The following is a 21,994-nucleotide window of genomic DNA, read 5'->3' on the forward strand; positions in this document are numbered from 1 at the left end:
GGCATGGAAACGCCAATGACGACTTATCTCACGCTGGTCTTCGCGGCCGGTGTCCTGGCGGTGCTTTACGGCGCCGTCCAGACGGCCGTGCTGATGAAGGCGAGCACAGGCAACGACAAGATGCGAGAGATCGCAGCCGCGATCCAGGAAGGCGCTTCCGCCTATCTGAAGCGGCAATATCTGACCATCGGCATGGTGGGAATCTTGATCCTGATCGCCGCCTATTTCCTGATCGGCGTCTACGCCGCCGTCGGCTTCCTGATCGGGGCGGTCCTGTCCGGCGCGGCGGGCTATGCGGGGATGCTGATCTCGGTGCGCGCCAACGTCCGTACGGCCCAGGCCGCGTCCGAAGGGTTGGCCAAGGGGCTGGACCTGGCGTTCCGCTCCGGCGCCGTTACGGGCATGTTCGTGGCCGGCGGCGCCCTGATCGGCGTGTCGGGCTATTATATCGTGCTGATCCAGCATCTGGGGCTGGCGTCGACCGGGCGCGAAGTGATCGACGGCCTGGTGGCGCTGGGCTTCGGCGCCTCGCTGATCTCCATCTTCGCGCGGCTCGGCGGCGGCATCTTCACCAAAGGCGCGGACGTGGGCGGCGACATGGTGGGCAAGGTCGAGGCGGGAATCCCAGAGGACGACCCGCGCAATGCGGCGACCATCGCCGACAATGTCGGCGACAATGTCGGCGACTGCGCCGGCATGGCCGCCGATCTGTTCGAAACCTATGCGGTGACGACGGTGGCGACCATGGTGCTGGCCGCCATCTTCTTCCGGGACCAGCCCTATGTGGACGTGATGATGGCCTTGCCGCTGGCCATATGCGCGGTCTGCGTCGTCACCTCCATCGTCGGCAGCTTCTTCGTGCGACTGGGCAAGAGCCGAAACATCATGGGCGCCCTCTATCAGGGACTGATCGTGACCGGCGTCCTGTCCATCGGCGCGGTCTGGTGGGTGATCGACCGGATGGTGACGGGGCCGGTCGTGACGGCCGGCGGGCTGGAGATCCAGCCGATGGCCCTGTTCTGGTCCGGCCTGGTCGGGCTGGGCGTGACGGCGGCCATCGTCGTGGTGACGGAATACTACACCGGCTCGGGCTTCCGGCCCGTGCGGTCGGTGGCCAACGCCTCTGTCTCCGGCCACGGCACCAATGTCATCCAGGGTCTGGCGGTGTCGCTGGAGGCCACGGCCCTTCCGGCCCTGACGATAATCGCCGGCATCGTCGTCAGCTTCCAATTGGCGGGCCTGTTCGGCATCGCCATCGCCACCACCACCATGCTGGGCGTGGCGGGCATGATCGTGGCGCTGGACGCCTTCGGACCCGTGACCGACAACGCCGGCGGCATCGCCGAAATGGCGGGCCTGCCGGCCGAGGTGCGGCATTCGACGGATGCGCTGGATGCCGTGGGCAACACGACCAAGGCCGTGACCAAGGGCTACGCCATCGGCTCGGCGGGCCTGGGGGCGCTGGTGCTGTTCGCGGCCTACACGTCGGACCTGCAGTATTTCTCGGCCAACCCGGCGGACTATCCGTTCTTCGCCAATATGGGGCCGATCGCCTTCGACCTGACCAACCCTTATGTCGTCGTCGGCCTGCTGTTCGGGGGGCTGCTGCCCTTTCTGTTCGGGGGGATGTCGATGATGGCCGTGGGGCGGGCGGCCGAATCGGTCGTCGCCGAAGTGCGCCGCCAATTCCGCGAGAATCCCGGCATCATGACCTATCAGGTCAAGCCGGAGTACGGCCGGGCGGTCGACATCCTGACCAAGGCGGCGATCCGCGAGATGATCGCGCCGTCGCTGCTGCCGGTCCTGTCGCCCATCGTCCTGTTCGTGGCGGTGCTGGCGATCTCGGACAAGGCCAACGCCTTCGCGGCCCTGGGCGCCATGTTGATGGGGGTGATCGTCACCGGCCTGTTCGTGGCCATTTCGATGACCTCGGGCGGCGGCGCCTGGGACAACGCCAAGAAGCTGATCGAGGAAGGCTTCACCGACAAGAACGGCGTCGTCCACGGCAAGGGTTCGGAAGCCCACAAGGCGGCCGTGACCGGCGACACGGTCGGCGACCCCTACAAGGACACCTCCGGCCCGGCGGTGAACCCGATGATCAAGATCACCAACATCGTGGCCCTGCTGCTGCTGGCGGTTCTGGCCAGCGGATCGGTCGGCTAGGACCACGCCCTGAAAACGACGACGGCCCGGAGAGCGATCTCCGGGCCGTTTGCATATCCGGTCTGTCGCCCGATATCAGTCGGGGCGGCGTTGACCGGGGGCGTCCTCGTCCGTGCGGGGCAACTGACCGCGACCCACATTGCCCAGCAGTTGTTCAAGCACCGTCAATTCGCGGCCGCGCGTCGGGGTCTCGTTGCGGTTCATGGCGATGTCCTCGCCGTCGTTCAGACCCAGGGTCCGCACCGACGCCACCTGGTCCCCGCCGGGCGCGAAGGTGATTTCGGTCACGGTGCGGCTGGAGACCTTGGGCAGGTTGTAGGTGTATTTCTCGGTCGTCTGGCTGATGTAGTACCAGACCTGGTTCGGTTCGAAGGTCGAGGTGGTCGATGGCGAACCCAGCTTGGCCAGCACCGTCTCCTTGGTGTCGGTCCCGGCGACTACGTCCTGAGGCTTGGCGTCGATGGCCTGGAAGCCATTCGAGCCGATGACGGGCGCGCAGGCGGCGCTGAGACCAGCCAGCGAAACGGCGGCGAAAAGCGGGACGAAACGGGACATGGTCGGGCGCCTGCGAGAGAACAAGGTCTTTGACCTAGACGGACCTGCGTCCTAGTTCAACGGCGCGGCGGAAAAGGGGCCGTTGGAACCCATGCTGAAAAACCTGTTCAAACCGCGATCCGGGCCGCGCATCGGCGACGATCTGTACGCCACGGCGGTGGCGCAGGCGCGCAATCCGGCCTTCTATACGCGGCTGGGCGTGGCCGACCGCATAGACGCCCGATTCGAGCTTTATACGCTGCACGTGCTGCTGCTTGTGTTGCGGTTGCGCGACGAGGCCACGGCCCAGGGACGCGACGCCGCCCAGGATGTGTTCGACGTCTATGTCTCGGCGCTGGATCATGCATTGCGCGAAGAGGGCGTGGGCGACGTGTCGGTCGCCAAGAAGATGCGCAAGCTGGGCGAGGCCGTCTATGGTCGGATGAACGCCTACGAAGGGCCGCTGCGGAGCGGGGACGCCCCTGTCCTGCAGCGCGCGATGGCCCGTAACGTCTATGCCGAGCCGCAGGCTGAACACGCCGCCGCCCTGGCGGAATATGCCCTGTCCAGCCGTGCGCGCCTGGCGGAGCAGGATTTCAAGGCCGTGCTGGCGACGCCGGCCTGGGCCGAGGTTTGAACGAGATGAGCATGACGCCTCCTTTCAGCGACGTGGTTCGCATCAATCAGATCGGCGCGGGCCTGATCCGACGGCTGGAGCCGGACGCGGAGGCCCGACAGCGAATCGCCCGCGCCCTGGACTTGCAGGATCTGGAGGGGTTAGCGGTCGATCTCGAGATCAAGCCCACCCCGTCCAGCAGCGAATGGACGATGAAGGGCCGCGTCGTCGCCCACGCCGTCCAGACCTGCGGTCTGACGCTGGAGCCGCTGCCGGTGGATGTGGATCGACATTTCTCCATCCAGCTGGCCGAGGCGGCGCCGGAGCAAACCGACGAGATCGAGATCACCCTGGACGAGGACGGCGCCGACCTGATCGAGGACGGGAAGATCGACCTGGGCCAATATGCGGTGGAGCAGTTGGTGCTGTCCCTGGACCCTTTCCCCCGCAAGCCGGGTGCGGCGTTCGTGCAACCGCAGGAGCCCAACGAGATTTCGCCTTTCGCCGCCTTGAAGGCGTTGAAGGATCGCGACGCGCAGGACTGAGGCTTGGTCAAGGTTGACGCAGGGGCCGGGTGGTTGCATCCCCCGGCGTCGGCGCTATCGTCCAGCGCCCAACCAAGCGTCGCGCGACAAGGTCGACGCGGCCATAAGAGGTCCCTTTGCTCACCCCAGTTACGATCTCGCTTGACGCCATGGGCGGCGATCACGGGCCGTCCGTCGTCGTTCCCGGCATCCGCAGCTATCTCTCCGTCCACGGCGGCGACGGAGTCCGTTTCCTGCTGCATGGGGACGAGGGCCAGATCCGGGCGCATCTGGCGCGCTGCAACTTGCCGGCCGACATGGTGGAGATTCGCCATACGGACAAGGTGGTGGCGATGGATGAAAAGCCCGCCCAGGCCATGCGGCGCGGCAAGGGCTCCAGCCTGTGGAACGCCATCGAAGCCGTGAAGACCGGCGAAGCGGGCGGCGTCGTCTCGGCCGGCAACACCGGCGCCCTGATGGCTATCGCCAAGCTGATCCTGCGGATGTCCGCGCCGGGGCTGGAACGGCCCGCCATCGTCGCCAGCTGGCCGACCTTCAAGGGCCATACGGCGGTCCTGGACGTGGGCGCCAACATCGGCAGCGACGCCGAGCAACTGGTCGAGTTCGCCATCATGGGCGAAGCCTTTCAGACAGCGGTTCGCGGCGTGGCGCGGCCCTCCATCGGCCTGCTGAACGTCGGTTCGGAAGACATGAAGGGCAACGAACAGGTCAAGGAGGCGCACGCCATCCTGCGCGACGGGCCGTTCGACCTGAATTATCACGGGTTCGTCGAGGGCGACGACATCGCCAAGGGCACGGTGGACGTGGTCGTCACCGACGGCTTCACCGGCAACATCGCCCTCAAGACGGCCGAAGGCACGGCTCGCTACATATCGGCCCTGCTGAGAGAGGCTTTGACCTCCAACCTCCAGTCCAAGCTGGGGGCGGCCATCGCCATGCCCGCCCTGAAGAAGATGCGCCAGAAGATCGACCCCAGCGCCATCAACGGCGGCCCCTTGCTGGGCCTGAACGGCATCGTCGTGAAAAGCCATGGCGGGGCCGACGCCAAGGGGTTCGGCGCCGCCATCCGCATCGCCGTCGATCTGGCCCGCAGCGATTATATGAGCAAGGTGGGCGACAATCTGGGCAAGCTCGACGCCGTCTTCGACCACGCCAAACCGACCGTCCCCGCCGGAGAAACCGTTCAGTGAGCGTCACTCGCAGCGTCGTCACCGGCGTCGGCTCGTACCTGCCGGAGCAGGTCATCACCAACGCCGACCTGGCCAAGATCGTCGACACCTCCGACGAATGGATCCAGGAACGCACCGGCATCAGGCAGCGCCACAAGGCGCGCGACGATCAGCCGACCAGCGACCTGGCGGTCGAGGCCGCCAGGAAGGCCCTGGCCGACGCCGGCAAGGCGTCGACGGACGTCGACCTGATCGTCGTGGCGACGACGACGCCGGACATGACCTTTCCCGCGGTGGCCTCCATCGTTCAGAGCAAGCTGGGCGCGGGCGTGGGCGTGGCCTTCGACGTCCAGGCGGTCTGCTCGGGCTTCGTTTATGCGCTCGGCGTCGCCGACGGTTTCGTGGCGCGTGGTCTGTCGAAATGCGCCCTGGTGATCGGGGCCGAGGAAATGACCCGGCTGATGGACTGGACCGACCGGACCACCTGCGTCCTGTTCGGCGACGGCGCGGGGGCCGTGGTGCTGGAGCCGCGCGAAGGGCAGGGGACGTCGGACGACCAGGGGCTGCTGGGCTTCGCCTTGCGCGCCGACGGCTCCAAGGCCGATCTCCTTTATGTCGATGGCGGGCCGGCGACGACGGGCACGGTCGGGCATCTGCGCATGGCCGGCAACCAGGTCTTCCGCCACGCCGTCGTCAATATCGCCGAAGGCATCACCGCCGCCTGCGCCGCCGCGGACATTCAGATTTCGGACGTGGACTGGTTCGTGCCCCACCAAGCCAACCAGAGGATCATCAAGGGCGTCGGAGACCGGCTGGGCCTGGACGAGAACAAGGTGATCTCGACCGTGGCCATGCACGCCAACACCTCGGCCGCGTCCATTCCGCTGGCGCTGGACGCCGCGATCCAGGATGGACGGATCAAGAAGGGCGACATGGTGTTGTTGGAGGCCATGGGCGGCGGCCTGACCTGGGGCGCCTGCGCCCTGAGGCTCTAAATCGGCTAGCGGCATTGATTTTTTGGGGACTTTGCGTCCCTATGACGGCGATTGGATCGCACGAGCGGGGGATACGATGGCAGGCCAGCAGACTGTGACCCGCGCCGACCTTTGCGAGGCGGTGCATGACGAGGTCGGCCTGTCCCGCCAGGAGTGTTCGGCCCTGGTCGAACGGACGCTGGAGCTGATCGTCGAATCGCTGGAACGCGGCGAGACGGTGAAGCTGTCGGGCTTCGGCGTCTTCCAGGTCCGCGAGAAGCGCGCCCGCATGGGGCGCAATCCCAAGACGGGCGAGCCGGCGGCCATCAACCCGCGCCGGGTCATCAGCTTCCGCGCCTCCCAGATCATGAAAAGCCGGGTTCACGACGCCGTCGTCGAGGCCTGATTCCGGTGGCCAAGAGCGCCGGCGCCTTTCGCACCATTTCCGAAGCCTCCGAGGAGGTCGGGGCTCCTCAGCACGTGCTGCGTTTCTGGGAAACCAAGTTCGACTTCGTGACGCCGGTGAAACGCGCCGGCGGGCGGCGGTTTTACCGCCCGCAGGATGTGCTGGTGCTGAAGGCCGTCAAGCGGCTGTTGCACGACGACGGGCTGACGATCCGGGGCGTGCAGCGTCTGCACAGAGAGCAGGGACTGAAGAAACTGGTCGGGGCCGAGGCCGCCGCTCTGATCGAGGACGCCGCGCTGGATTCGTCGCCGCCGGTGGATGACGGGGCGCTGGAAACCTCGGCTTTGCAGCGGCTTCTACACGATCTGGAGCAGGCGAAGGCGCGTCTGGACGCCGTTCTATCGCCGTAGGTGGATAAGTCGTTTTAGCGTTTGCGATCACCGATCCCCCCGTCTATAGGGAGCGCCTTCGGAGCGTGGCGCAGCCTGGTAGCGCACTTGACTGGGGGTCAAGGGGTCGCAGGTTCGAATCCTGTCGCTCCGACCATCTGAATCGCTGATTTGAATGGTTCTGAAGGGGCCGCCGTTCGGCGGCCCCTTCGCAAATCCGCTTTGGGGCGCATATGGGGCGCAATCCGTGATTCCTTTCGGGGGTCGCGGGCTGGATCGCAAGCCGAACGATGCGGACGCGACGCGGACTGGAGATCTTACGCGCGCCAGGGTCGGCCAGTCTCGGAACCGCCCGAGAACGACGCCTTCACCCTCATGGCCGCGATCCAGGTTCTGCGTCGCACCATCCGGCGACGCCTTTCATCGAAGCTCTAAACCGCACCCAAGATGGCCGGGTCTGGAAAGCAAACGCTCGAGAGGCGGCGTCGGCGTCCCTCGACGATCGATCAGCCCTCGGCCCGCGTGCAGCGGCGCTGGTGGGCGACGCCCTTCAGGAAGCCGCGGCGGACCAAGCCGGCGCGGATCGCCGCCTGAACCTCCCGGTCATGGGCCGCTGCGCCGGACAGGCGGCGCACCCAGCTTCTGAGCGGAATGAAGTCCGTCGCTGTGTCGCGGACCACGTCGAGGGCGGCGTTGGCCGCGGTCTCGCCCGTGCCGGCGGCGGGCTGGGGCTGGTCGACATCTGGACCCAAGGCCTCGTCCAGGTGGTCGATCTGGGCGATGACAGCCGAGCAGCGGCGCAGCCCCTCGGTCGCATAGGGCGCTCGACGGGCCGAGATCAGGACTTCGGGAACCGCCTCCCGACGCAGGTTAAGGTCGTCCAGCGGAGCGGTGGCCGCGTCCGCCACGCCTTCGCCGAAGGTCTTGCCGCCGCGCGCCGCCTCCTCGCGGTTGACCTGAACGCCCGACATCCCGGGGATGGAGGCGCAGGCTCCGACGCCGGACAGCGCCAGCGCGAGAACGGGCAGGAAGACGGACGAACGAGCGGACTTCATGGTTGTTGACAAGCGTGACTATACGCCAAGGTGCGCGGAACGCGTTTTAATTCCAACGCCGCCGAAGAACAACGCCACGAAGCTATCGCAGCTGCCCTGAATCAATAAACGGTCGGTCCACAGAACTATCGTGGCGGGGTGGTCCTGACGGGCGACCTCATCGCCTTTTTCGGTCTCGGCCCCCCTCGGCCCATTTCAGCAGCGGAATAAGAGGCAGGCCCCAGGCGGCGCCGCCGAGGCCAAAAAAGGCGAAGTCGATCCAGGCGGAAGGGGGCAACATCGCCCGCAACGCGATCAGTCCCCAGACCCAGAAGGCCAGGAAGGCCAGAACGCCGATCGCGGCGACGAATCGACGCCCGCGGGGCGGCATCAGCGCTTGTTCCTGAACAGGAAGAAGGCGCCCAGGCACAGGGCCGATCCCGCCAAGGCCCAGGGAACCCAGACCCAGCTGTCCATGGCGCCGACCGCGAAGATCCGCACCGCCAGGAACCAGCCGCAAGCCAGGCCGACGCCCGACACCAACGAGGTCCCGCCGAAGCCGCGACGTCCCGTCACCAAGTCCGCGATCCAGGCCAGAAGCAGTCCGCCCGCGATGGCGGCGGCGATATCGGCGTATTGCAACCCTGATCTCCTGCGGCGTCAGCGCCGTTAACTCAATCCGACTCGATCTTCCGTCGAGAGCGGGGCATACCGCCACGGTCGCGATTTGGTCATGGTCGAGCGCGACAGCATATCCGGGTCAGCGTCGGGCGTCGAATGAACCGTTTCGGAAATCCAGATCGCAATCGCATGGTCGCCGTGTGGCTGTTCGCCACGGCGGCCATCGTCTTTCTGATGGTCGTGATCGGCGGCGTCACGCGCCTGACCGGATCGGGCCTGTCGATCACGGAGTGGAAGCCCATCATGGGCGCGATACCCCCGCTGAACGACGCCCAGTGGAACGAGGCGTTCGAGAAATACAAACAGATCCCTCAATACGCTCAGGTCAACGCCAGCATGAGCCTGGGCGAGTTCCAGGGCATCTTCTGGTGGGAATGGCTGCACCGCCTGGTCGGGCGGCTGGTCGGGGCGATCTTCGCCCTGCCGCTGGCCTTCTTCCTGCTCTGCCGCGTCGCGCCGCCGCGCTCGATCTTCCGCCAATGGGCCATGCCGGATCGCCTGATCTGGCGTTGCGTGGTGCTGCTGGCGCTGGGCGGGCTTCAGGGTCTGGTCGGCTGGTGGATGGTGTCCAGCGGCCTGTCGGAGCGGGTCAGCGTCGCGCCCGAACGGCTGGCCACGCACCTGGGCCTTGCCTTCGTGCTGTTCGCCGCCCTGATCTGGACGGGGCTGGAGGCGTGGAACGGCGAGGATCACGGCCGCCCGCCCGCCGGCTGGGCGCGGGGCGCGGGCCTGTTGCTGGGCATGGTGTTCGTTCAATGCCTGCTGGGCGCCCTGGTCGCGGGCGGCCATGCGGGTCTGGTCTATACCGACTGGCCGCTGATGAACGGCCAAGTCCTGCCGCCGGCCGACTGGAGCCTGGGAGCGGGGGCCTTTTTGCACGACCAGGCCCTGACCCAGTTCAATCACAGGCTGGTCGCCTACGGCCTGCTGATCGCGGTCAGCATCTACGCCTTCCAGGCCTGGCGCTGGCGCGCGGCCGAGGGCATGGGCCTGGGCGCCTTCGCCCTGGCTGGCGTGATCTGGGCCCAGGCTGTTCTGGGGATCGTCACCCTGATGCACGCCGTGCCGGTCTGGCTGGGCGTGCTGCACCAGGGCGGGGCCGCCGTCGTCCTGGCCGTGGCGACGGCGAACCTGTGGGTCGTTCTGCGCGCCCAGCCTCGCATCTTCATGTCAGGCCCGCGCGCCATGGGCCGGTGACGGCCAGGGTCATTCCCGGATACTGGATGTTGACGAACAGGGTCGAGCCGTCGGGCGAGAAGACGGCGCCGGCGAATTCCGAGTTTCCCTGAAAGACGTTGCGGCCCAAGGTGTAGATCTTGCCCTCGGGCGTCACGCCCTTCAGGTGATTCCTGACCTCGGCGGAATAGTTGTCCTCGCACACGATCAGATGCCCCCAGGGCGCGACGGTGATGTTGTCGCCCATGTTCAGCGTCTTTTCATTGGTGCTTTCGACGAACAGTTGAACGCGGCCGGGACGGCGCGTCTCGCCCGGCCGGCCTTCGTCGGGAGAGGGGACATAGCGCAGTATCTGACCCCGCTGGATCGGGCCGCCCGAGGTGGCGGTTAGATAGAGCTCGCCGTCCCCCCACCAGACGCCTTCGCCCCGCGCCACCAGGGCGGCGCCGTCCGCATGACCGCGCTGGCGCAGGTCGGCCTTGGGGCTTTCGACCTCGGCCAAGTCGATCCAGTCGACATCCAGCCAGTCGCCGACCGACCAAAGCCGCGCATCGTGATTGGAGGTGTTCGCACTCTTGCGGTCCCGGACGACCATGGCCTGGAGCCGTCCGCCCTTGGCCAGTTCGCCCGGCGCTTCGGGAATGAAGCGATAGAACAGGCCGTCTTGTCGATCCTCGGTCAGATAGATGACGCCGGTGCGCGGATCGACGCACACAGCCTCATGGTCGAAGCGGCCCATGGCGGTCAGAGGAACGGGATCGACCAGACCTTGGGCGCGCGCAGGCACTTCGAAGACATAGCCATGCGGCTTGGTCACATCGGCGTCGGCCGGCGTTTCCTCCGTCTCCTCGCAGCTCAGCCACGATCCCCATGGCGTAGGGCCGCCGCAGCAGTTGGTGCTGGTGCCCGCCAGGCTGAGGTGCTGGCGCTCTGTCCTGCCGGTCGACAGATCATAGACGACCGTCGTCGTGCCGCCGGGCAGAGGCCGGCCGTCCTTATAGGTGTCATAGGCGCGCGCGGCATCCACCAGTCCTATCCGCTGCTGGTTATAACCGCCCGGTCCCCAATTCCGGTGCGCGGCAGACGAGCCCTTCAGTTCATGGTTGCGCACCAGGGCGATGCGAGTTCCGCCCAGGCCGAAACAGCCCATGCCGTCGAACTGACCGGGAACCAGCAGGCCGTCGGCCATGGTCTCGCCGCCCTGAGACACGATGCGGTAGGAAAAGCCGTCCGGCAGGTCCAACAGGCCGTTGGCGTCGCGTTTTAGCGGGCCATAGCCCTCGACCTCGTTGAGATAGGTCTCGTCGGCCGCCTGGACGCTGCGGGCGAGGCCGGAGAAGGCGAGGGCGGCGCTGGAGGCGATCAGGCCGCGACGATGAAGATGCATGGGATTCTCCGAAAGGCTTTCCGCTTCGGATGGCGGGGAAACGTCATGGTTTGATGACGAAATCTGTTATTTCGTAACGCCCGCAATCGCCGCATGACAAGGTATTTTAATACCGTATCCAGAATATCCCGTATAATCAGTGATTTGATGTCGTTCATCGCAATTTTCCCCCGTTGACGCGACCGATTGTCTCCGGTATCAGCGCGCCTTCATTCGGTTCCTGCAGGGGCCGAACCCGATTTTCGTCTCCAGGAACCCCCTCATGCTGAAGAGCACTACGGCTTCGTTGAAGCCGGCCGAGGTCGAGAAGAAGTGGATTCACATCGACGCCGAAGGCGTCGTGGTGGGCCGTCTCGCGACCTTCATCGCCAACCGTCTGCGCGGCAAGCACCGCGGCGACTACACCCCGCACGTCGATTGCGGCGACTATGTCGTCGTCACCAACGTCGACAAGGTGGTGTTCACCGGCAAGAAGAACACCGACAAGATCTACTATCGCCACACCGGCCACCCCGGCGGCGTCAAGTCGACGACCCCGGAAAAGGTCCTGGGCGGCCGCTTCCCCGAGCGCGTCCTTGAAAAGGCTGTCGAGCGCATGCTGCCCAAGGAAAGCCCCCTGGCCCGCAAGCAGATGACGCACCTGCGCCTGTTCGCCGGCAGCCAGCACGACCACGAAGCCCAGCAACCGGAAACGATCGACTTCAAGTCGGCGTCGCCCAAGAACACCCGGAGCGTCTGAGCATGACCGACGTGACCAACACCGAAACCGCGACCGGCTTTGACGCCCTGAAGGGCATGTCGGCCTCGGCCGAGAACGACGCGCCCGTCTATGTCCAGAAGCTGGACGCCCAGGGCCGCGCCTATTCGACCGGCAAGCGCAAGAACGCCATCGCCCGCGTGTGGGTGAAGCCCGGCGCCGGCAAGATCACCGTGAACGGCAAGGACGTGGCCGCCTATTTCGCCCGTCCGGTGCTGCAGATGATGGTGGCCCAGCCGCTGAACGTCGCCGACCGCGCCACCCAGTATGACGTGATCTGCACCGTCGAAGGTTCGGGCCTGTCGGGCCAGGCCGGCGCCATCCGCCACGGCCTGTCGCACGCCCTGACGCACTTCGAGCCGGAACTGCGCAAGGTCCTGAAGCCGCACGGCTTCCTGACCCGCGACAGCCGCGTCGTCGAGCGCAAGAAGTACGGCCGCGCCAAGGCTCGCCGCAGCTTCCAGTTCTCGAAGCGCTGATCGCGTTCACGCGGTTTGGATCTTGGGCGCTTCGGGGAGACCCGGAGCGCCCTTTTTCTTTTTAACGAGGCGGGCGATGACCCACACCATCTTCATCGACGGCGAGGCCGGCACCACGGGGCTGGAGATCCGCGAGCGTCTGGAGGCGCGCCCGGATATGGAACTGGTCTTGCTGGGTGAGCGTCGTCGCGATGTGGATGCGCGGCGTGAGGCCCTGAATGGCGCCGACGCGGTCATCCTGTGCCTGCCCGACGATGCGGCGCGCGAAGCCGTGGCCATGATCGAAAACCCCGCCGTGAAGGTGATCGACGCCTCGACCGCCTATCGCGTCGCGCCGGGCTGGGCTTACGGCTTTCCCGAAATGGACGCGGCCCAGCGCGAGCTGATCGCGCGGTCGCAATTCGTCTCCAACCCCGGCTGCTATCCGACCGGCTTCATCGGCCTGATGCGCCCACTGGTGAAGGCGGGGCTGGTTCCCGCCAGCTATCCAGTCGCTGTCAATGCAGTGTCGGGCTATTCCGGCGGCGGCAAGGCCATGATCGCCGAATTCGAGGCGCCAGGCGCCGCGACCGCCTATCGCGCCTATGGCCTGTCGCTGAAGCACAAGCATGTGCCGGAGATGACCAAACACTCCGGGCTGGGCCGCGACGTCCTGTTCGCCCCAGCGGTCGGGAACTATCGCCAAGGAATGCTGGTCGAGGTTCCTCTGCATCTGGCGGCCCTGCCGGAGACGCCTTCGGTCGAACGGCTGCACGGCGCCCTGGTCGAGGCCTATGACGGCCAACGTTTCGTCGAGGTCGCGGACCTGGAGGAGACCGAGGCCATGACCGGCGTCGAACCCGAGGGGTTGAACGGCACCAACCGCCTGCGCCTGCACGTCTTTGGCGATCGGAACGGCGAACAGGCCCGGTTGGTCGCCCTGCTGGACAACCTGGGCAAGGGGGCGTCGGGCGCGGCGGTGCAGAACCTGAACATCATGCTGGGTCTGGACGAGGCCACCGGCCTGATCTGAGGCGACGACCGCGCCCGACGGGATTGCGTCGCCGCTAGGCGCGGCGCGCCCGGGTGGCCGAATCGATGGTCAGGCCGAAAATGACGGCGGCGACGATCACCAGCAGCCCATAGTCATGGCCGGCGAAGAAAACCGGCGCACAGGCCATGGCGATCACCATAAGCGGAAAAAGCCCCGCCCATACGGCCGTGCCTGGCGCGTCGGCGTGGATCATGGGCTGGACCGCCGGCCTCTTCATCATACGCGCCATGCGCCCGTTCAGCAGCACGAAGGCGCCGGCGCAGATCACCGCCGAGACGACGTATTTCACCGTATTGCCCGGCTCGCCGAAGACGCTGGCGGTCATGACCAGGAGGGCCAGGGCGACCCCGGTGCTGAGGGCCAGAAGGGCGTTCGGTTCGAGACGGTTCAAGACTTCACTTTCACATAGCTGCCGGGGGCCGGCTCGATGGGCTTTAGCGGTCCCTTGGCCGGATCGCGAGCGGGGACTTGTCCGCCTGACCGGTCATTCAGCCACGCCGCCCAGTGGTCCCACCAACTGCCCGGGTGCTCGGTCGCGCCAGCCTGCCATTCGGCCAGGGCAGCGGGCAGGGCGGGGTTGGTCCAGTGTTGGTACTTCCCGGCCGCCGGCGGGTTGATCACTCCGGCGATATGGCCCGAACCGGCCAGGGTGTAGGTCACGTCCCCGCCGAACAGACGCGCCGAGCGATAGACCGAGTTCATCGGCGCGATATGATCCTCTCGGCTGGCCTGGAAATAGAGCGGGATCGTCACCTTCGACAGGTCGGCCGTCACGCCTCCGATCTCGAACGTCCCCTTGGCCAGGGCGTTTTCGCCATACATCCGGCGCAGATAGGCCAGGTGCAGAGCCTTGGGCATCCGCGTCTGGTCGGCGTTCCAGAACAGCAGGTCGAAGGCCGGCGGGGCCTTGCCCAACAGATAGTTGCTGACGAAGAAGGACCAGATCAGGTCGTTCGAGCGCAGGGCGTTGAAGGTCTCGGCCATCGCCGCGCCGGGCAGGACGCCGCCCGCCGCGTCCATCTGGCGCTCGATCTCCGCGATCCAGTGTTCGTCGGTGAACAGCAGCAGGTCGCCGGCTTCCGCGAAATCGTGCTGGGCGGCGAAGAAGGTCGCGGCGGCGATCCGCGTGTCCCCCTTCGCCGCCATATGGGCCAGGGCGGCCCCCAGCAAGGTGCCGCCGATGCAATAGCCAACGGCGTTCAGGCGTTCCGTCCCGGCCTGTTCCAGCGTCTTCTCGACAGCGCGATAGACGCCCTTCTCCAGATAGTCGTCGAAGCCGAAGCCGGCCTTGTCGCGATCCGGGTTGATCCACGAGCAGACGAAGACGGTGAACCCCTGCGCCGACAGCCAGCGGATCAGCGAGTTCCCCGGCTGAAGGTCCATGATGTAGAATTTGTTGATCCACGGCGGGAAGATCAGCAGCGGAATCTCGTGCTGCGTTTCGCCAGCCGGGGCGTATTGGATCAGTTCGAACAGTTCGTCGCGCCAGATCACCTGGCCCGGCGCGGTCGCCACGTTCTCGCCAACGACGAATTTGCCGTAATCGGCCTGGCTGATGCGCAGCGATCCGCCGCCGCGTTCCAGATCGGCGGCGAAATTCCGCATCCCCTTGACCAGCGATTCCCCGCTGGTTTCGGCCAGAGCCTTCAGGGCCACCGGATTGGACGCCAGGAAGTTGGCGGGTGAAAAAGCGTCGGTCAGCAGGCGAGTGAAGAACTGGGCCCTGCGTTTCACCGCAGGATCGACGTCCTCGACCCCCGCGATCAGCCCGTTCATCCAGTCCGAGGTCAGCAGATAGGACCGTCGCATCAGGTCGAACATCGGGTTTTCGGCCCAGGCCGGATCCTTGAACCGCTTGTCGACCGGCGGCGGATCGGGCGTCTCGCCCGCCGCCTGACGGGCCGTGCTGCTCCACAGGTCCATATAGCGGCCGAACAGATCGGCCTGGGCCTGAAACAGCTTTTCGGGCCGGGACGCCAGGCTGGTCATGACCGAGGCCAGGGCTGGCGCGACATTGAACGGGTCGGGAGACGCCGCCGCGCCATCCGCGCTTCGCGTCGCCTGGCTCAGCGCGGCCTCGGCCATCGCCCCCTGGGCCGTCATCGCCGCCTTGGCCAGGTTGATCGACAGGGTCTCGATCAAGGCGGCCTGATCCGCGCCGGGGCGGCCGGACTGGGGCGCCTCGGCGGGCGGCGGCGGGGAGGACTCGGCGGCGATCCGGGGCTTGGTCTTGGTCTGGCGCGGCTTGACGGAGGTCGGCCGGCCGGCCTTTCGCGCTCCGCGCGCGGGGGCTTTCGGGGGCGGGGGAGGCTCGGCCATGATCGTCCTTCGCGCTTCCTGCGCCAGAGGCCGGTTCATCCGCCCTTCCGCGCTGGGCCATGATGGCATAAGACCGACCGGGAAATGAACGCGCCGCTCTCGAAAAAGATGATCCTGGTCGCCGCGGTCGCGGCCACGGCGGCGCTCGGCGCTTGCTCCAGCGGCCTGGCCGCCAAGACCGACGTTGCGTCCCCGCTGGCGCCGCGGGTGCAGGAACTGGTCGAGGCCAACCGCCGCTATCCGCGCTGGGAGGATTTCCCCGCCGCGCCGACCGGCCTGCCGGACGTGCGTCAGGTGGCTGGTAACGCCCAGCGGCTTCAGACCGACCGCGCCGCCTTGAACGGCGAGATCGCCGGGATCGCGTGGACCCTGGACGACGCCGAGACCCTGGCCGCGCAGATCGCCGCCAAGGTCGAGGCTGCGCCGGTTTCGCCCGCCGCCGCCCGCACCCAGGCCGAGATCGAGGCCTTCGCCCAGAGCCTGCGCGACCGGGCCAAGGCGCCCCCGCCGATTGATCGCCGCCCGGCGCGATGAAGGTCGCTCAGGCGGTCGCCTTGACGGCGGAATCTGCCGATGATGCCCCGATGGCAGACGACAGCGCCGCAAAGACCCTGACCGCCTTTCTCGGCGTCTCCCGATCCCTGTCGGGCCGCGCCTGGCGACAGCGGCCGGCCGACGCGGCCGTGGTGCGCGCCCACATGCAGGCCCTGGGCCTGGACGAGGTGCTGGCGCGCGCCCTGGCCGCGCGCGGGGTGCCGGCGGATCAGGGCGCGGACTTCCTGACGCCCACCCTGCGCGCCCTGTTTCCCGATCCGTCCAGTTTCATGGACATGGACGCCGCGGCCGAGGCGATCCTGGACGCTTTGCAGGCCAAGGCCCGCATCCATGTCTTCGCCGACTATGATGTGGACGGCGCGGCCAGCGCAGCCTTGCTGGTGCGCTGGTTCCGCGCCATGGGCCATGACCTGCCTCTCTATGTGCCCGACCGCTTGAACGAGGGATACGGCCCCAGCGCCAAGGCCTTCGACACCCTGAAGGCCGCGGGCGCGGATCTGGTGATCACGGTCGATTGCGGCGCCGCGGCGAACGAGGCCCTGGCCCACGCCGCCGCGATCGCCCTGAACGTCGTGGTGATCGACCACCATATGATGCGCAGCGAGCCGCCCAAGGCGCTTGCGGTCGTCAACCCCAACCGGCCGGGATGCAACTCGGGCCAAGGCAATCTGGCGGCGGCCGGCGTCGTCTTCGTTCTGCTGGCCGCGCTGAACCGGGAGGCGCGGCGGCGCGGCCTGTTCGCCGAACGGCCCGAACCCGACATCCGCCAATGGCTGGACCTGGCTGCCTTGGGGGCCATCTGCGACGTCACGGGGCTGACCGGCTTCAACCGGGCGCTGACGGCGCTGGGGCTGAAGGTCATGAGCGACTGGTGCAATCCGGGACTTCGCGCGCTTCTGGCGGCCGCCGGCGCCGAGCCCGGACCGGCCAAGAGCAATCACGCCGGCTTCATACTGGGGCCGCGAATCAATGCAGGCGGCCGGATCGGCCGCTCGGACCTCGGCGCACGCCTGTTGTCGACCGACGACCCGGCGGACGCGCAGGCCCTGGCCATGGAGTTGGACGCCCTGAACCTGTCGCGGCGCGAGGTGGAGCGGGCGGTGACAGAGGCGGCCGTGCGTCGGGTCGAGGCGGCCGGCGCCCACGTTGACGACAGCGCCGTGATCGTGGTGGCGGGCGACGACTGGCACCCCGGCGTCGTGGGCATTGTCGCCGGCCGTCTGAGGGAGCGGTGGCGCAAACCGGTCGTCGTTATCGGCCTGGACCCGGTCACGGGTGTCGGCAAGGGTTCGGGCCGGTCCCAGCCGGGCATGAACCTGGGGCGCGCGATCCAGGCGGCGTGGGAGGCGGGCGTGCTGATCGCCGGCGGCGGCCACGCCATGGCCGCCGGCTTGACGATGGACGGCTCTAGGCTGGCCGAACTGAGCGCCTTCCTCAACGACTGGTTGGCCGGCGAACGCATCCAGGCCATCGCCCTGGATGCGCTGGAGATCGACGCCCTGATCGACCCCGCTGCGGCGACGCGGGCTCTGCTCGAATCGTTCGAACGACTGGCGCCCTTCGGCCCCGCCAACCCCGAACCCGCTTTCGCTCTCAGCGGCGTTCAGGCGCGCGAACCCGTGGCGATGAACGGCGGCCATGTCCGCTGCCGTCTGGTCGGGCCGGACGGCGCGGCGGTGCGGGCCATCGCCTGGCGCTGCGCCGACCTGCCTGCGGGACAGGCGCTGCTGTCGGGGCAGGGGGGCTTGAGCGTGGTCGGGCGGCTGAAGGCCGACGACTGGAATGGACGCAAGGGCGTGCAATTCGAGATCGAGGACGTGTCCGATCCCCGGATGGTCTGAGGCCGTCCAAAAAACTGAAAATCCAAGCTTGCGCCGTTCCGAGGGCGCGGCTATATCGCCGGCTCTCCCGCGCAGCGGTCCCTTCGTCTATCGGTTAGGACGTCAGGTTTTCAACCTGAAAAGAGGGGTTCGACTCCCCTAGGGACTGCCACGCGGGCAGGCCGATCATCGAGTTAGCAACTCTGATCCGCGTTTGATTTCCGTTTTCGATATTTGGTGACTGGGCGTTCTTGACGCCTTCGGTCATGGCTTATGCAGTCGGGGTCATTGTCCCAAAACGGTAATCTTCGCTTCTCGCGTGCACTTTCCGCTTTCCAAACTTTCGCGGAACAGTGTTAAATATAGGCCTGGTCCGCTGGAGGCGCGGACGGGGGTCTTAAGTTGTCTGACTACAGCGAGATGGAGACGGCGCAGACCGTTCGCGTCATCGGCCGCGTAAAATGGTTCGATGCGGTGAAGGGCTATGGGTTCATCGTTCCCGACGATCCGACGTTGACGGAGATGCGCGACGTGCTGCTCCATATCAGCAGCCTCCGCGATCTGGGTCGAGACGCGGCGGACGAAGGCGCGCCGATCACCTGCGATTGCGTCAAACGTCCCAAGGGCTGGCAGACGGTCGCGATCCATGCGCTGGGCGAGGGCGAGGCGACGCCTGCGGTTCGCCGCGCGTCCCCGCCGCCGACCCCTCCCAGCGCGTCGGACGACGAACTGGAGACCGCCCTGGTCAAATGGTTCAATCGCACCAAGGGCTACGGATTCGTCGTGCGCGATCGCGAGCCAGGCGATATCTTCGTCCATATCGAGACGCTGCGTCGCTGCGGCCTGGATGATCTGGTTCCCGGCGACATGGTGCGGGTGCGATTCGCCAATGGTCCTAAGGGACTGGTGGTCGCGGACATCAGGACGGGCGGCTGACACCGAGGCGCCCAGGAGAGGCGCATGATCGACGCGACCAGACGACTGTTTCTTGCGGCCATGCTGATGCTGGCCGCCGCCGGCTGCGCGGCCAAGGCGCCGGTCGGGCCGAACGGCGAGCCGCTGCAACGGCTGGCGATCGTCACGACCACGGGCGAGCATCCGTTCTGGGTCGAAATCGCCGACGACGACCATGAGCGCCAGCGCGGCCTGATGTTCCGCCCGCCGCTGGAGGCGGATCGCGGCATGCTCTTCCAATGGCCCGGCGAAGCGCCGCGCGAACAGAGCTTCTGGATGCGCAACACGCCCAGTTCGCTGGACATCCTCTATATCGACCCGCATGGGCGCATCGTCTCCATCACCTCGCACGCGACGCCTTTTTCCGAGGCGCCGATCCCCTCGAACGGCGCGGCCAACGGCGTGCTGGAACTGCGCGCGGGTCGCGCGGCCGAGATCAACGCCCGGCCTGGCGACAAGGTTTTGCATCCTTATTTCAAGCCTTGATTGCGGTTTGCCGCGCGAAGTGCCAATAGGGCGCTCCGTTCGGTCCGGGGTGTAGCGCAGCCTGGTAGCGCATCTGGTTTGGGACCAGAGGGTCGGAGGTTCGAATCCTCTCGCCCCGACCAACGGAAGGCCGCTGGATTCCGCATCCGGCGCGCGTTATGGCAGGGGCGAAAGCCCGCCTTTGTTGAGGACCCGCCCATGCTCGCTCGCATCTACCGCCCGGCCAAGACCGCGATGCAGTCGGGCAAGGCCAAGAGCCGCGACTGGCGGCTGGAGTTCGAACCGGCCTCGGCGCGCACCATCGACCCGCTGATGGGCTGGACCAGCTCGACCGACATGAACGGCCAGGTCCGCCTGAACTTCGATTCGAAGGAAGAGGCCGTCGAATACGCCGAACGGCACGGCATCGCCTTCCGCCTGCATGAGCCGAACGATCCGCCGATGATCATCAAGGCCTATGCCGACAACTTCGCCACCAATCGCAAGCAACCCTGGACGCACTGACGCCCGCGTCCGGCCAGAAGCGCCCTTAGCTCAACCGGATAGAGCACCCGCCTTCTAAGCGGGATGTTGCAGGTTCGAGTCCTGCAGGGCGCGCCAATCCCGGCGCGGCGCGCAAGGGTCCGCTCAATGACCGACCTTCACATCCCGGCCGATCCACCTGTCCGCGTGGCGGCGCTGTATCGGTTCGCCCCAGTGGCCGATCCTCCGGCGGTGCGCCAGACGCTGCAAGACGCCTGCGACGCCGGGCAGGTGAGGGGCACCTTGCTTGTCGCGCCGGAGGGAATCAACGGCACGATCGCCGGTTCGGCCGACAGCATCGAGGCGGTGCTGAGCGTCATCTGCGCCATGCCGGGTTTCCAGACCCTGGAGTTGAAATACGCCTGGACCGACGCCCCGCCATTTCACCGCATGAAGGTGCGGGTGAAGGCCGAGATCGTCACAATGGGCCAGCCGGGCCTGGACGCCGCGCACGACGCCGGCCTCTATGTCTCGCCCGTTGACTGGAACGCCCTGATCGCCGACCCCGAGACCTTGGTGATCGACACGCGCAACGCCTATGAGGGCGAGATCGGCGCCTTCGAGCGGGCGGTACAGCCCAACACCGAAAGCTTCCGCGACTTCCCCGACTGGTTCCGCAGCGAAGGCCGCGCCCTGCTGGCCGAAACGGGCGCGCGCCGGGTCGCCATGTATTGCACCGGCGGAATCCGCTGCGAGAAATCCACCGCCTTCCTCAAGGCCGAAGGGATCGAAAACGTTCACCATCTGGAAGGCGGCATCCTTCGATATCTTGAAACAGTGGATGAAAAAGACAGCCTTTGGCGCGGAGAATGCTTCGTTTTCGACGAACGAGTGTCGGTCGGCCACGGCCTGCGCCCAGGGTCGCACACCCTGTGCCGCGGCTGCCGCCTGCCGGTTGACGAGGCCGGCCGAGCCTCGCCGCATTATGTCGAAGGCGTCTGTTGCGCGCGCTGCCACGACGCCCGCGACGAAGAACAACGCGCCCGCTATACCGAGCGCCATCGCCAGATGGAGATCGCCCGTCGGCGCGGAAAGATCCACATCGGGATTGCAGCCAAGACCTAGCGGGCTGCTGAAAATCATATGTCTAGATTTCGCATAATATATCTTAGGCTATAAACAATAGTACGCTCCCGGGCGACGCCTGCTCGGCCGCATCCCCTTTGGTAACGATTCAATTCGCAGTTCGCATCGCCCCTGGCTTGACTCTACGGGGGCGCCTGGCGGCATATAGAACAAATGGAGAACATTAGAGCATTGTTCGCCGCGCAGGGCTTGCACGATCTCTACGCCGCCGCCCCTGGCGACGCGGTGGCGGTCAATGCCTTCGGCCTGGGGCTGGCTGTGGAAGCGGCGCGGGGGCGGCCTGTTGTCTGGGCGGTGCATGAGGCGATGTCGCAGGAAGCGGGACGGCCCTATGCGCCGGGCTTGAGCGAGATGGGATTGCGGCCTTTGAATCTGTTGCTGGTGCGCGCGCGCGATGTCCGAGCGCTGCTGGCGGCAGGCGAAGACGCCTTGCGAAGCCCGTCCGTGGGGGCCGTGGTGTTGAGCGCCTGGGGCGAGGCCAAGGCCATGAGCCTGACCGCCAGCCGCCGACTGCTGCTGGCCGCCCAGGCGGGCGGAGGGGCCGTTTTCCTGGCGCGGGCCGGGGCTGAACCGGCGCCCAGCGCGGCCGAGACCCGCTGGTCCGTGCAGGCTGTCGCCTCGACCCCGCTGGAGGGCGACGCGCCCGGCCGGCCCGCCTTTTCCACGACCCTGCTGCGTCATCGCGGCGGGGTCGCGCCCCGAACCTGGATCATGGAGTGGGATTGTGAGCGACGCATGTTCGTCGATCGGAACGCAGAGGCCGCGCCGCTATCTGGCGGCGTGGTTTCCCTGGCTGCCCAGCGACCGGCTGGCGCGAGAGGCGCTGGGGCGTCGGACGACGCTTTCAGACGCCGCGCCTGAAGACGGGCCGCCCGTCGCCCTGGTCGAGAAGATCGGCGGGGCGCTGCG

25 protein-coding genes and 4 tRNA genes are annotated in these 21,994 nt (G+C 66.9%); 22 read left to right on the forward strand and 7 right to left on the reverse strand.

Annotation, left to right across the window (positions count from 1 at the left end):
• Positions 1 to 15: 15 nt before the first annotated feature.
• Positions 16 to 2,163: a sodium-translocating pyrophosphatase gene (locus AC0L6G_RS03475; RefSeq protein WP_293824955.1), complete on the forward strand. Its 2,148-nt coding sequence runs from the start codon at positions 16 to 18 to the stop codon at positions 2,161 to 2,163.
• 75 nt (positions 2,164 to 2,238) lie between these two features.
• Here the strand turns inward: AC0L6G_RS03475 and AC0L6G_RS03480 are convergent, their stop codons facing one another.
• Positions 2,239 to 2,718: an outer membrane protein assembly factor BamE gene (locus AC0L6G_RS03480; RefSeq protein WP_291537458.1), complete on the reverse strand. Its 480-nt coding sequence runs from the start codon at positions 2,716 to 2,718 to the stop codon at positions 2,239 to 2,241.
• Positions 2,719 to 2,809: 91 nt separating this feature from the next.
• Here AC0L6G_RS03480 and AC0L6G_RS03485 point away from each other — a divergent pair, with 91 nt between their 5' ends.
• From AC0L6G_RS03485 to AC0L6G_RS03515, 7 genes are all read left to right on the forward strand, one after another.
• Positions 2,810 to 3,334 carry a ubiquinol-cytochrome C chaperone family protein gene (locus AC0L6G_RS03485; RefSeq protein ID WP_293824957.1) on the forward strand — a complete coding sequence of 175 codons (525 nt, stop codon included), beginning with the start codon at positions 2,810 to 2,812 and terminating at the stop codon, positions 3,332 to 3,334.
• 11 nt (positions 3,335 to 3,345) lie between these two features.
• Positions 3,346 to 3,858, forward strand: coding sequence for a YceD family protein (locus tag AC0L6G_RS03490; RefSeq protein WP_293824959.1), 513 nt, complete (start codon positions 3,346 to 3,348; stop codon positions 3,856 to 3,858).
• Positions 3,859 to 3,974: 116 nt separating this feature from the next.
• Positions 3,975 to 5,048 (forward strand): phosphate acyltransferase PlsX, encoded by a 1,074-nt coding sequence (plsX, locus tag AC0L6G_RS03495; protein WP_293824960.1) that lies wholly within the window; start codon positions 3,975 to 3,977, stop codon positions 5,046 to 5,048.
• Positions 5,045 to 6,022 carry a beta-ketoacyl-ACP synthase III gene (locus AC0L6G_RS03500; protein ID WP_293824962.1) on the forward strand — a complete coding sequence of 326 codons (978 nt, stop codon included), beginning with the start codon at positions 5,045 to 5,047 and terminating at the stop codon, positions 6,020 to 6,022. The genes plsX and AC0L6G_RS03500 overlap by 4 nt, the downstream gene beginning before the upstream one ends.
• Positions 6,023 to 6,098: 76 nt before the next feature.
• Positions 6,099 to 6,407, forward strand: coding sequence for an integration host factor subunit alpha (locus tag AC0L6G_RS03505; protein ID WP_087119525.1), 309 nt, complete (start codon positions 6,099 to 6,101; stop codon positions 6,405 to 6,407).
• Between the two features lie 5 nt (positions 6,408 to 6,412).
• Complete coding sequence (locus AC0L6G_RS03510; protein ID WP_293824964.1) at positions 6,413 to 6,817, forward strand: MerR family transcriptional regulator; 405 nt, start codon at positions 6,413 to 6,415, stop codon at positions 6,815 to 6,817.
• A 59-nt stretch (positions 6,818 to 6,876) separates the two neighbouring features.
• Positions 6,877 to 6,953: transfer RNA gene (locus AC0L6G_RS03515), tRNA-Pro, on the forward strand.
• A gap of 349 nt (positions 6,954 to 7,302) precedes the next feature.
• Here AC0L6G_RS03515 and AC0L6G_RS03520 read toward each other — a convergent pair.
• The 3 genes from AC0L6G_RS03520 to AC0L6G_RS03530 all read right to left on the reverse strand — a co-directional run bounded on the left by AC0L6G_RS03520 (position 7,303) and on the right by AC0L6G_RS03530 (position 8,472).
• Entirely contained in the window at positions 7,303 to 7,851 is a 549-nt protein-coding gene (locus AC0L6G_RS03520; protein WP_293824966.1) for a hypothetical protein, read from the reverse strand.
• 157 nt (positions 7,852 to 8,008) lie between these two features.
• The gene (locus tag AC0L6G_RS03525) at positions 8,009 to 8,221 is read right to left on the reverse strand and encodes a DUF2842 domain-containing protein (RefSeq protein ID WP_293824968.1); all 213 of its coding nucleotides are present in this window, start codon (positions 8,219 to 8,221) and stop codon (positions 8,009 to 8,011) included.
• On the reverse strand, positions 8,221 to 8,472 hold the full coding sequence (locus AC0L6G_RS03530) for a transglycosylase (protein WP_293824971.1): 252 nt from the start codon (positions 8,470 to 8,472) through the stop codon (positions 8,221 to 8,223). Before AC0L6G_RS03530 ends, AC0L6G_RS03525 begins: the two co-directional genes overlap by 1 nt.
• A 135-nt stretch (positions 8,473 to 8,607) precedes the next feature.
• On the opposite strand from AC0L6G_RS03530, the gene AC0L6G_RS03535 reads away from it, so the two are divergent.
• Positions 8,608 to 9,708 (forward strand): COX15/CtaA family protein, encoded by a 1,101-nt coding sequence (locus tag AC0L6G_RS03535; RefSeq protein ID WP_293824973.1) that lies wholly within the window; start codon positions 8,608 to 8,610, stop codon positions 9,706 to 9,708.
• Here the strand turns inward: AC0L6G_RS03535 and AC0L6G_RS03540 are convergent.
• On the reverse strand, positions 9,677 to 11,074 hold the full coding sequence (locus AC0L6G_RS03540; protein ID WP_293824976.1) for an alkaline phosphatase PhoX: 1,398 nt from the start codon (positions 11,072 to 11,074) through the stop codon (positions 9,677 to 9,679). The genes AC0L6G_RS03535 and AC0L6G_RS03540 overlap by 32 nt on opposite strands.
• A gap of 262 nt (positions 11,075 to 11,336) precedes the next feature.
• Here AC0L6G_RS03540 and rplM point away from each other — a divergent pair, with 262 nt between their 5' ends.
• From rplM to argC, 3 genes are all read left to right on the forward strand, one after another.
• Positions 11,337 to 11,813 carry a 50S ribosomal protein L13 gene (gene rplM, locus AC0L6G_RS03545; RefSeq protein ID WP_054765955.1) on the forward strand — a complete coding sequence of 159 codons (477 nt, stop codon included), beginning with the start codon at positions 11,337 to 11,339 and terminating at the stop codon, positions 11,811 to 11,813.
• A gap of 2 nt (positions 11,814 to 11,815) precedes the next feature.
• The gene (gene rpsI, locus AC0L6G_RS03550) at positions 11,816 to 12,310 is read left to right on the forward strand and encodes a 30S ribosomal protein S9 (protein ID WP_293824980.1); all 495 of its coding nucleotides are present in this window, start codon (positions 11,816 to 11,818) and stop codon (positions 12,308 to 12,310) included.
• Positions 12,311 to 12,386: 76 nt separating this feature from the next.
• Complete coding sequence (gene argC / locus AC0L6G_RS03555; protein WP_293824982.1) at positions 12,387 to 13,322, forward strand: N-acetyl-gamma-glutamyl-phosphate reductase; 936 nt, start codon at positions 12,387 to 12,389, stop codon at positions 13,320 to 13,322.
• A 34-nt stretch (positions 13,323 to 13,356) separates the two neighbouring features.
• Here argC and AC0L6G_RS03560 read toward each other — a convergent pair whose 3' ends face one another.
• Both AC0L6G_RS03560 and phaC read right to left on the reverse strand, forming a co-directional pair.
• On the reverse strand, positions 13,357 to 13,734 hold the full coding sequence (locus tag AC0L6G_RS03560; protein WP_473252878.1) for a hypothetical protein: 378 nt from the start codon (positions 13,732 to 13,734) through the stop codon (positions 13,357 to 13,359).
• Positions 13,731 to 15,662: a class I poly(R)-hydroxyalkanoic acid synthase gene (gene phaC / locus AC0L6G_RS03565; protein ID WP_293824984.1), complete on the reverse strand. Its 1,932-nt coding sequence runs from the start codon at positions 15,660 to 15,662 to the stop codon at positions 13,731 to 13,733. Before phaC ends, AC0L6G_RS03560 begins: the two co-directional genes overlap by 4 nt.
• Before the next feature lie 84 nt (positions 15,663 to 15,746).
• Between phaC and AC0L6G_RS03570 the strand changes: the two genes are divergently transcribed.
• The 10 genes from AC0L6G_RS03570 (at position 15,747) to AC0L6G_RS03615 (ending at position 21,946) form a co-directional block, all read left to right on the forward strand.
• The gene (locus AC0L6G_RS03570) at positions 15,747 to 16,196 is read left to right on the forward strand and encodes a hypothetical protein (protein WP_291537437.1); all 450 of its coding nucleotides are present in this window, start codon (positions 15,747 to 15,749) and stop codon (positions 16,194 to 16,196) included.
• A 50-nt stretch (positions 16,197 to 16,246) separates the two neighbouring features.
• Positions 16,247 to 18,058 (forward strand): single-stranded-DNA-specific exonuclease RecJ, encoded by a 1,812-nt coding sequence (gene recJ, locus AC0L6G_RS03575; protein WP_473252879.1) that lies wholly within the window; start codon positions 16,247 to 16,249, stop codon positions 18,056 to 18,058.
• A gap of 76 nt (positions 18,059 to 18,134) precedes the next feature.
• Positions 18,135 to 18,209 (forward strand) — tRNA-Glu (locus tag AC0L6G_RS03580).
• A gap of 248 nt (positions 18,210 to 18,457) precedes the next feature.
• Entirely contained in the window at positions 18,458 to 18,973 is a 516-nt protein-coding gene (locus AC0L6G_RS03585; protein ID WP_291537499.1) for a cold-shock protein, read from the forward strand.
• A gap of 24 nt (positions 18,974 to 18,997) precedes the next feature.
• A complete protein-coding gene (locus tag AC0L6G_RS03590; protein ID WP_293824988.1) occupies positions 18,998 to 19,477 on the forward strand; it encodes a DUF192 domain-containing protein in 480 nt (159 codons plus the stop codon).
• Positions 19,478 to 19,522: 45 nt separating this feature from the next.
• Positions 19,523 to 19,599 (forward strand) — tRNA-Pro (locus AC0L6G_RS03595).
• A 76-nt stretch (positions 19,600 to 19,675) separates the two neighbouring features.
• A complete protein-coding gene (locus AC0L6G_RS03600; RefSeq protein ID WP_291537433.1) occupies positions 19,676 to 19,981 on the forward strand; it encodes an ETC complex I subunit in 306 nt (101 codons plus the stop codon).
• A gap of 19 nt (positions 19,982 to 20,000) precedes the next feature.
• Positions 20,001 to 20,077: transfer RNA gene (locus AC0L6G_RS03605), tRNA-Arg, on the forward strand.
• 30 nt (positions 20,078 to 20,107) lie between these two features.
• The gene (gene trhO, locus AC0L6G_RS03610) at positions 20,108 to 21,064 is read left to right on the forward strand and encodes an oxygen-dependent tRNA uridine(34) hydroxylase TrhO (protein WP_293824989.1); all 957 of its coding nucleotides are present in this window, start codon (positions 20,108 to 20,110) and stop codon (positions 21,062 to 21,064) included.
• Positions 21,065 to 21,238: 174 nt separating this feature from the next.
• Positions 21,239 to 21,946: an ImuA family protein gene (locus AC0L6G_RS03615; protein WP_473252880.1), complete on the forward strand. Its 708-nt coding sequence runs from the start codon at positions 21,239 to 21,241 to the stop codon at positions 21,944 to 21,946.
• Positions 21,947 to 21,994 lie beyond the last annotated feature (48 nt).

This window comes from Brevundimonas sp. D3-1P (assembly GCF_055809335.1).

Coding starts and splice junctions, on each gene's coding strand:
- AC0L6G_RS03475 (WP_293824955.1), top strand. CDS start 16: ATGACGACTTATCTCACGCTGGTCTTCGCGGCCGGTGTCCTGGCGGTG.
- AC0L6G_RS03480 (WP_291537458.1), bottom strand. CDS start 2,718: ATGTCCCGTTTCGTCCCGCTTTTCGCCGCCGTTTCGCTGGCTGGTCTC.
- AC0L6G_RS03485 (WP_293824957.1), top strand. CDS start 2,810: ATGCTGAAAAACCTGTTCAAACCGCGATCCGGGCCGCGCATCGGCGAC.
- AC0L6G_RS03490 (WP_293824959.1), top strand. CDS start 3,346: ATGACGCCTCCTTTCAGCGACGTGGTTCGCATCAATCAGATCGGCGCG.
- AC0L6G_RS03505 (WP_087119525.1), top strand. CDS start 6,099: ATGGCAGGCCAGCAGACTGTGACCCGCGCCGACCTTTGCGAGGCGGTG.
- AC0L6G_RS03520 (WP_293824966.1), bottom strand. CDS start 7,851: ATGAAGTCCGCTCGTTCGTCCGTCTTCCTGCCCGTTCTCGCGCTGGCG.
- AC0L6G_RS03525 (WP_293824968.1), bottom strand. CDS start 8,221: ATGCCGCCCCGCGGGCGTCGATTCGTCGCCGCGATCGGCGTTCTGGCC.
- AC0L6G_RS03535 (WP_293824973.1), top strand. CDS start 8,608: ATGAACCGTTTCGGAAATCCAGATCGCAATCGCATGGTCGCCGTGTGG.
- AC0L6G_RS03540 (WP_293824976.1), bottom strand. CDS start 11,074: ATGCATCTTCATCGTCGCGGCCTGATCGCCTCCAGCGCCGCCCTCGCC.
- rplM (WP_054765955.1), top strand. CDS start 11,337: ATGCTGAAGAGCACTACGGCTTCGTTGAAGCCGGCCGAGGTCGAGAAG.
- rpsI (WP_293824980.1), top strand. CDS start 11,816: ATGACCGACGTGACCAACACCGAAACCGCGACCGGCTTTGACGCCCTG.
- argC (WP_293824982.1), top strand. CDS start 12,387: ATGACCCACACCATCTTCATCGACGGCGAGGCCGGCACCACGGGGCTG.
- phaC (WP_293824984.1), bottom strand. CDS start 15,662: ATGGCCGAGCCTCCCCCGCCCCCGAAAGCCCCCGCGCGCGGAGCGCGA.
- AC0L6G_RS03570 (WP_291537437.1), top strand. CDS start 15,747: ATGAACGCGCCGCTCTCGAAAAAGATGATCCTGGTCGCCGCGGTCGCG.
- recJ (WP_473252879.1), top strand. CDS start 16,247: ATGGCAGACGACAGCGCCGCAAAGACCCTGACCGCCTTTCTCGGCGTC.
- AC0L6G_RS03585 (WP_291537499.1), top strand. CDS start 18,458: ATGGAGACGGCGCAGACCGTTCGCGTCATCGGCCGCGTAAAATGGTTC.
- AC0L6G_RS03590 (WP_293824988.1), top strand. CDS start 18,998: ATGATCGACGCGACCAGACGACTGTTTCTTGCGGCCATGCTGATGCTG.
- AC0L6G_RS03600 (WP_291537433.1), top strand. CDS start 19,676: ATGCTCGCTCGCATCTACCGCCCGGCCAAGACCGCGATGCAGTCGGGC.
- trhO (WP_293824989.1), top strand. CDS start 20,108: ATGACCGACCTTCACATCCCGGCCGATCCACCTGTCCGCGTGGCGGCG.
- AC0L6G_RS03615 (WP_473252880.1), top strand. CDS start 21,239: ATGGAGAACATTAGAGCATTGTTCGCCGCGCAGGGCTTGCACGATCTC.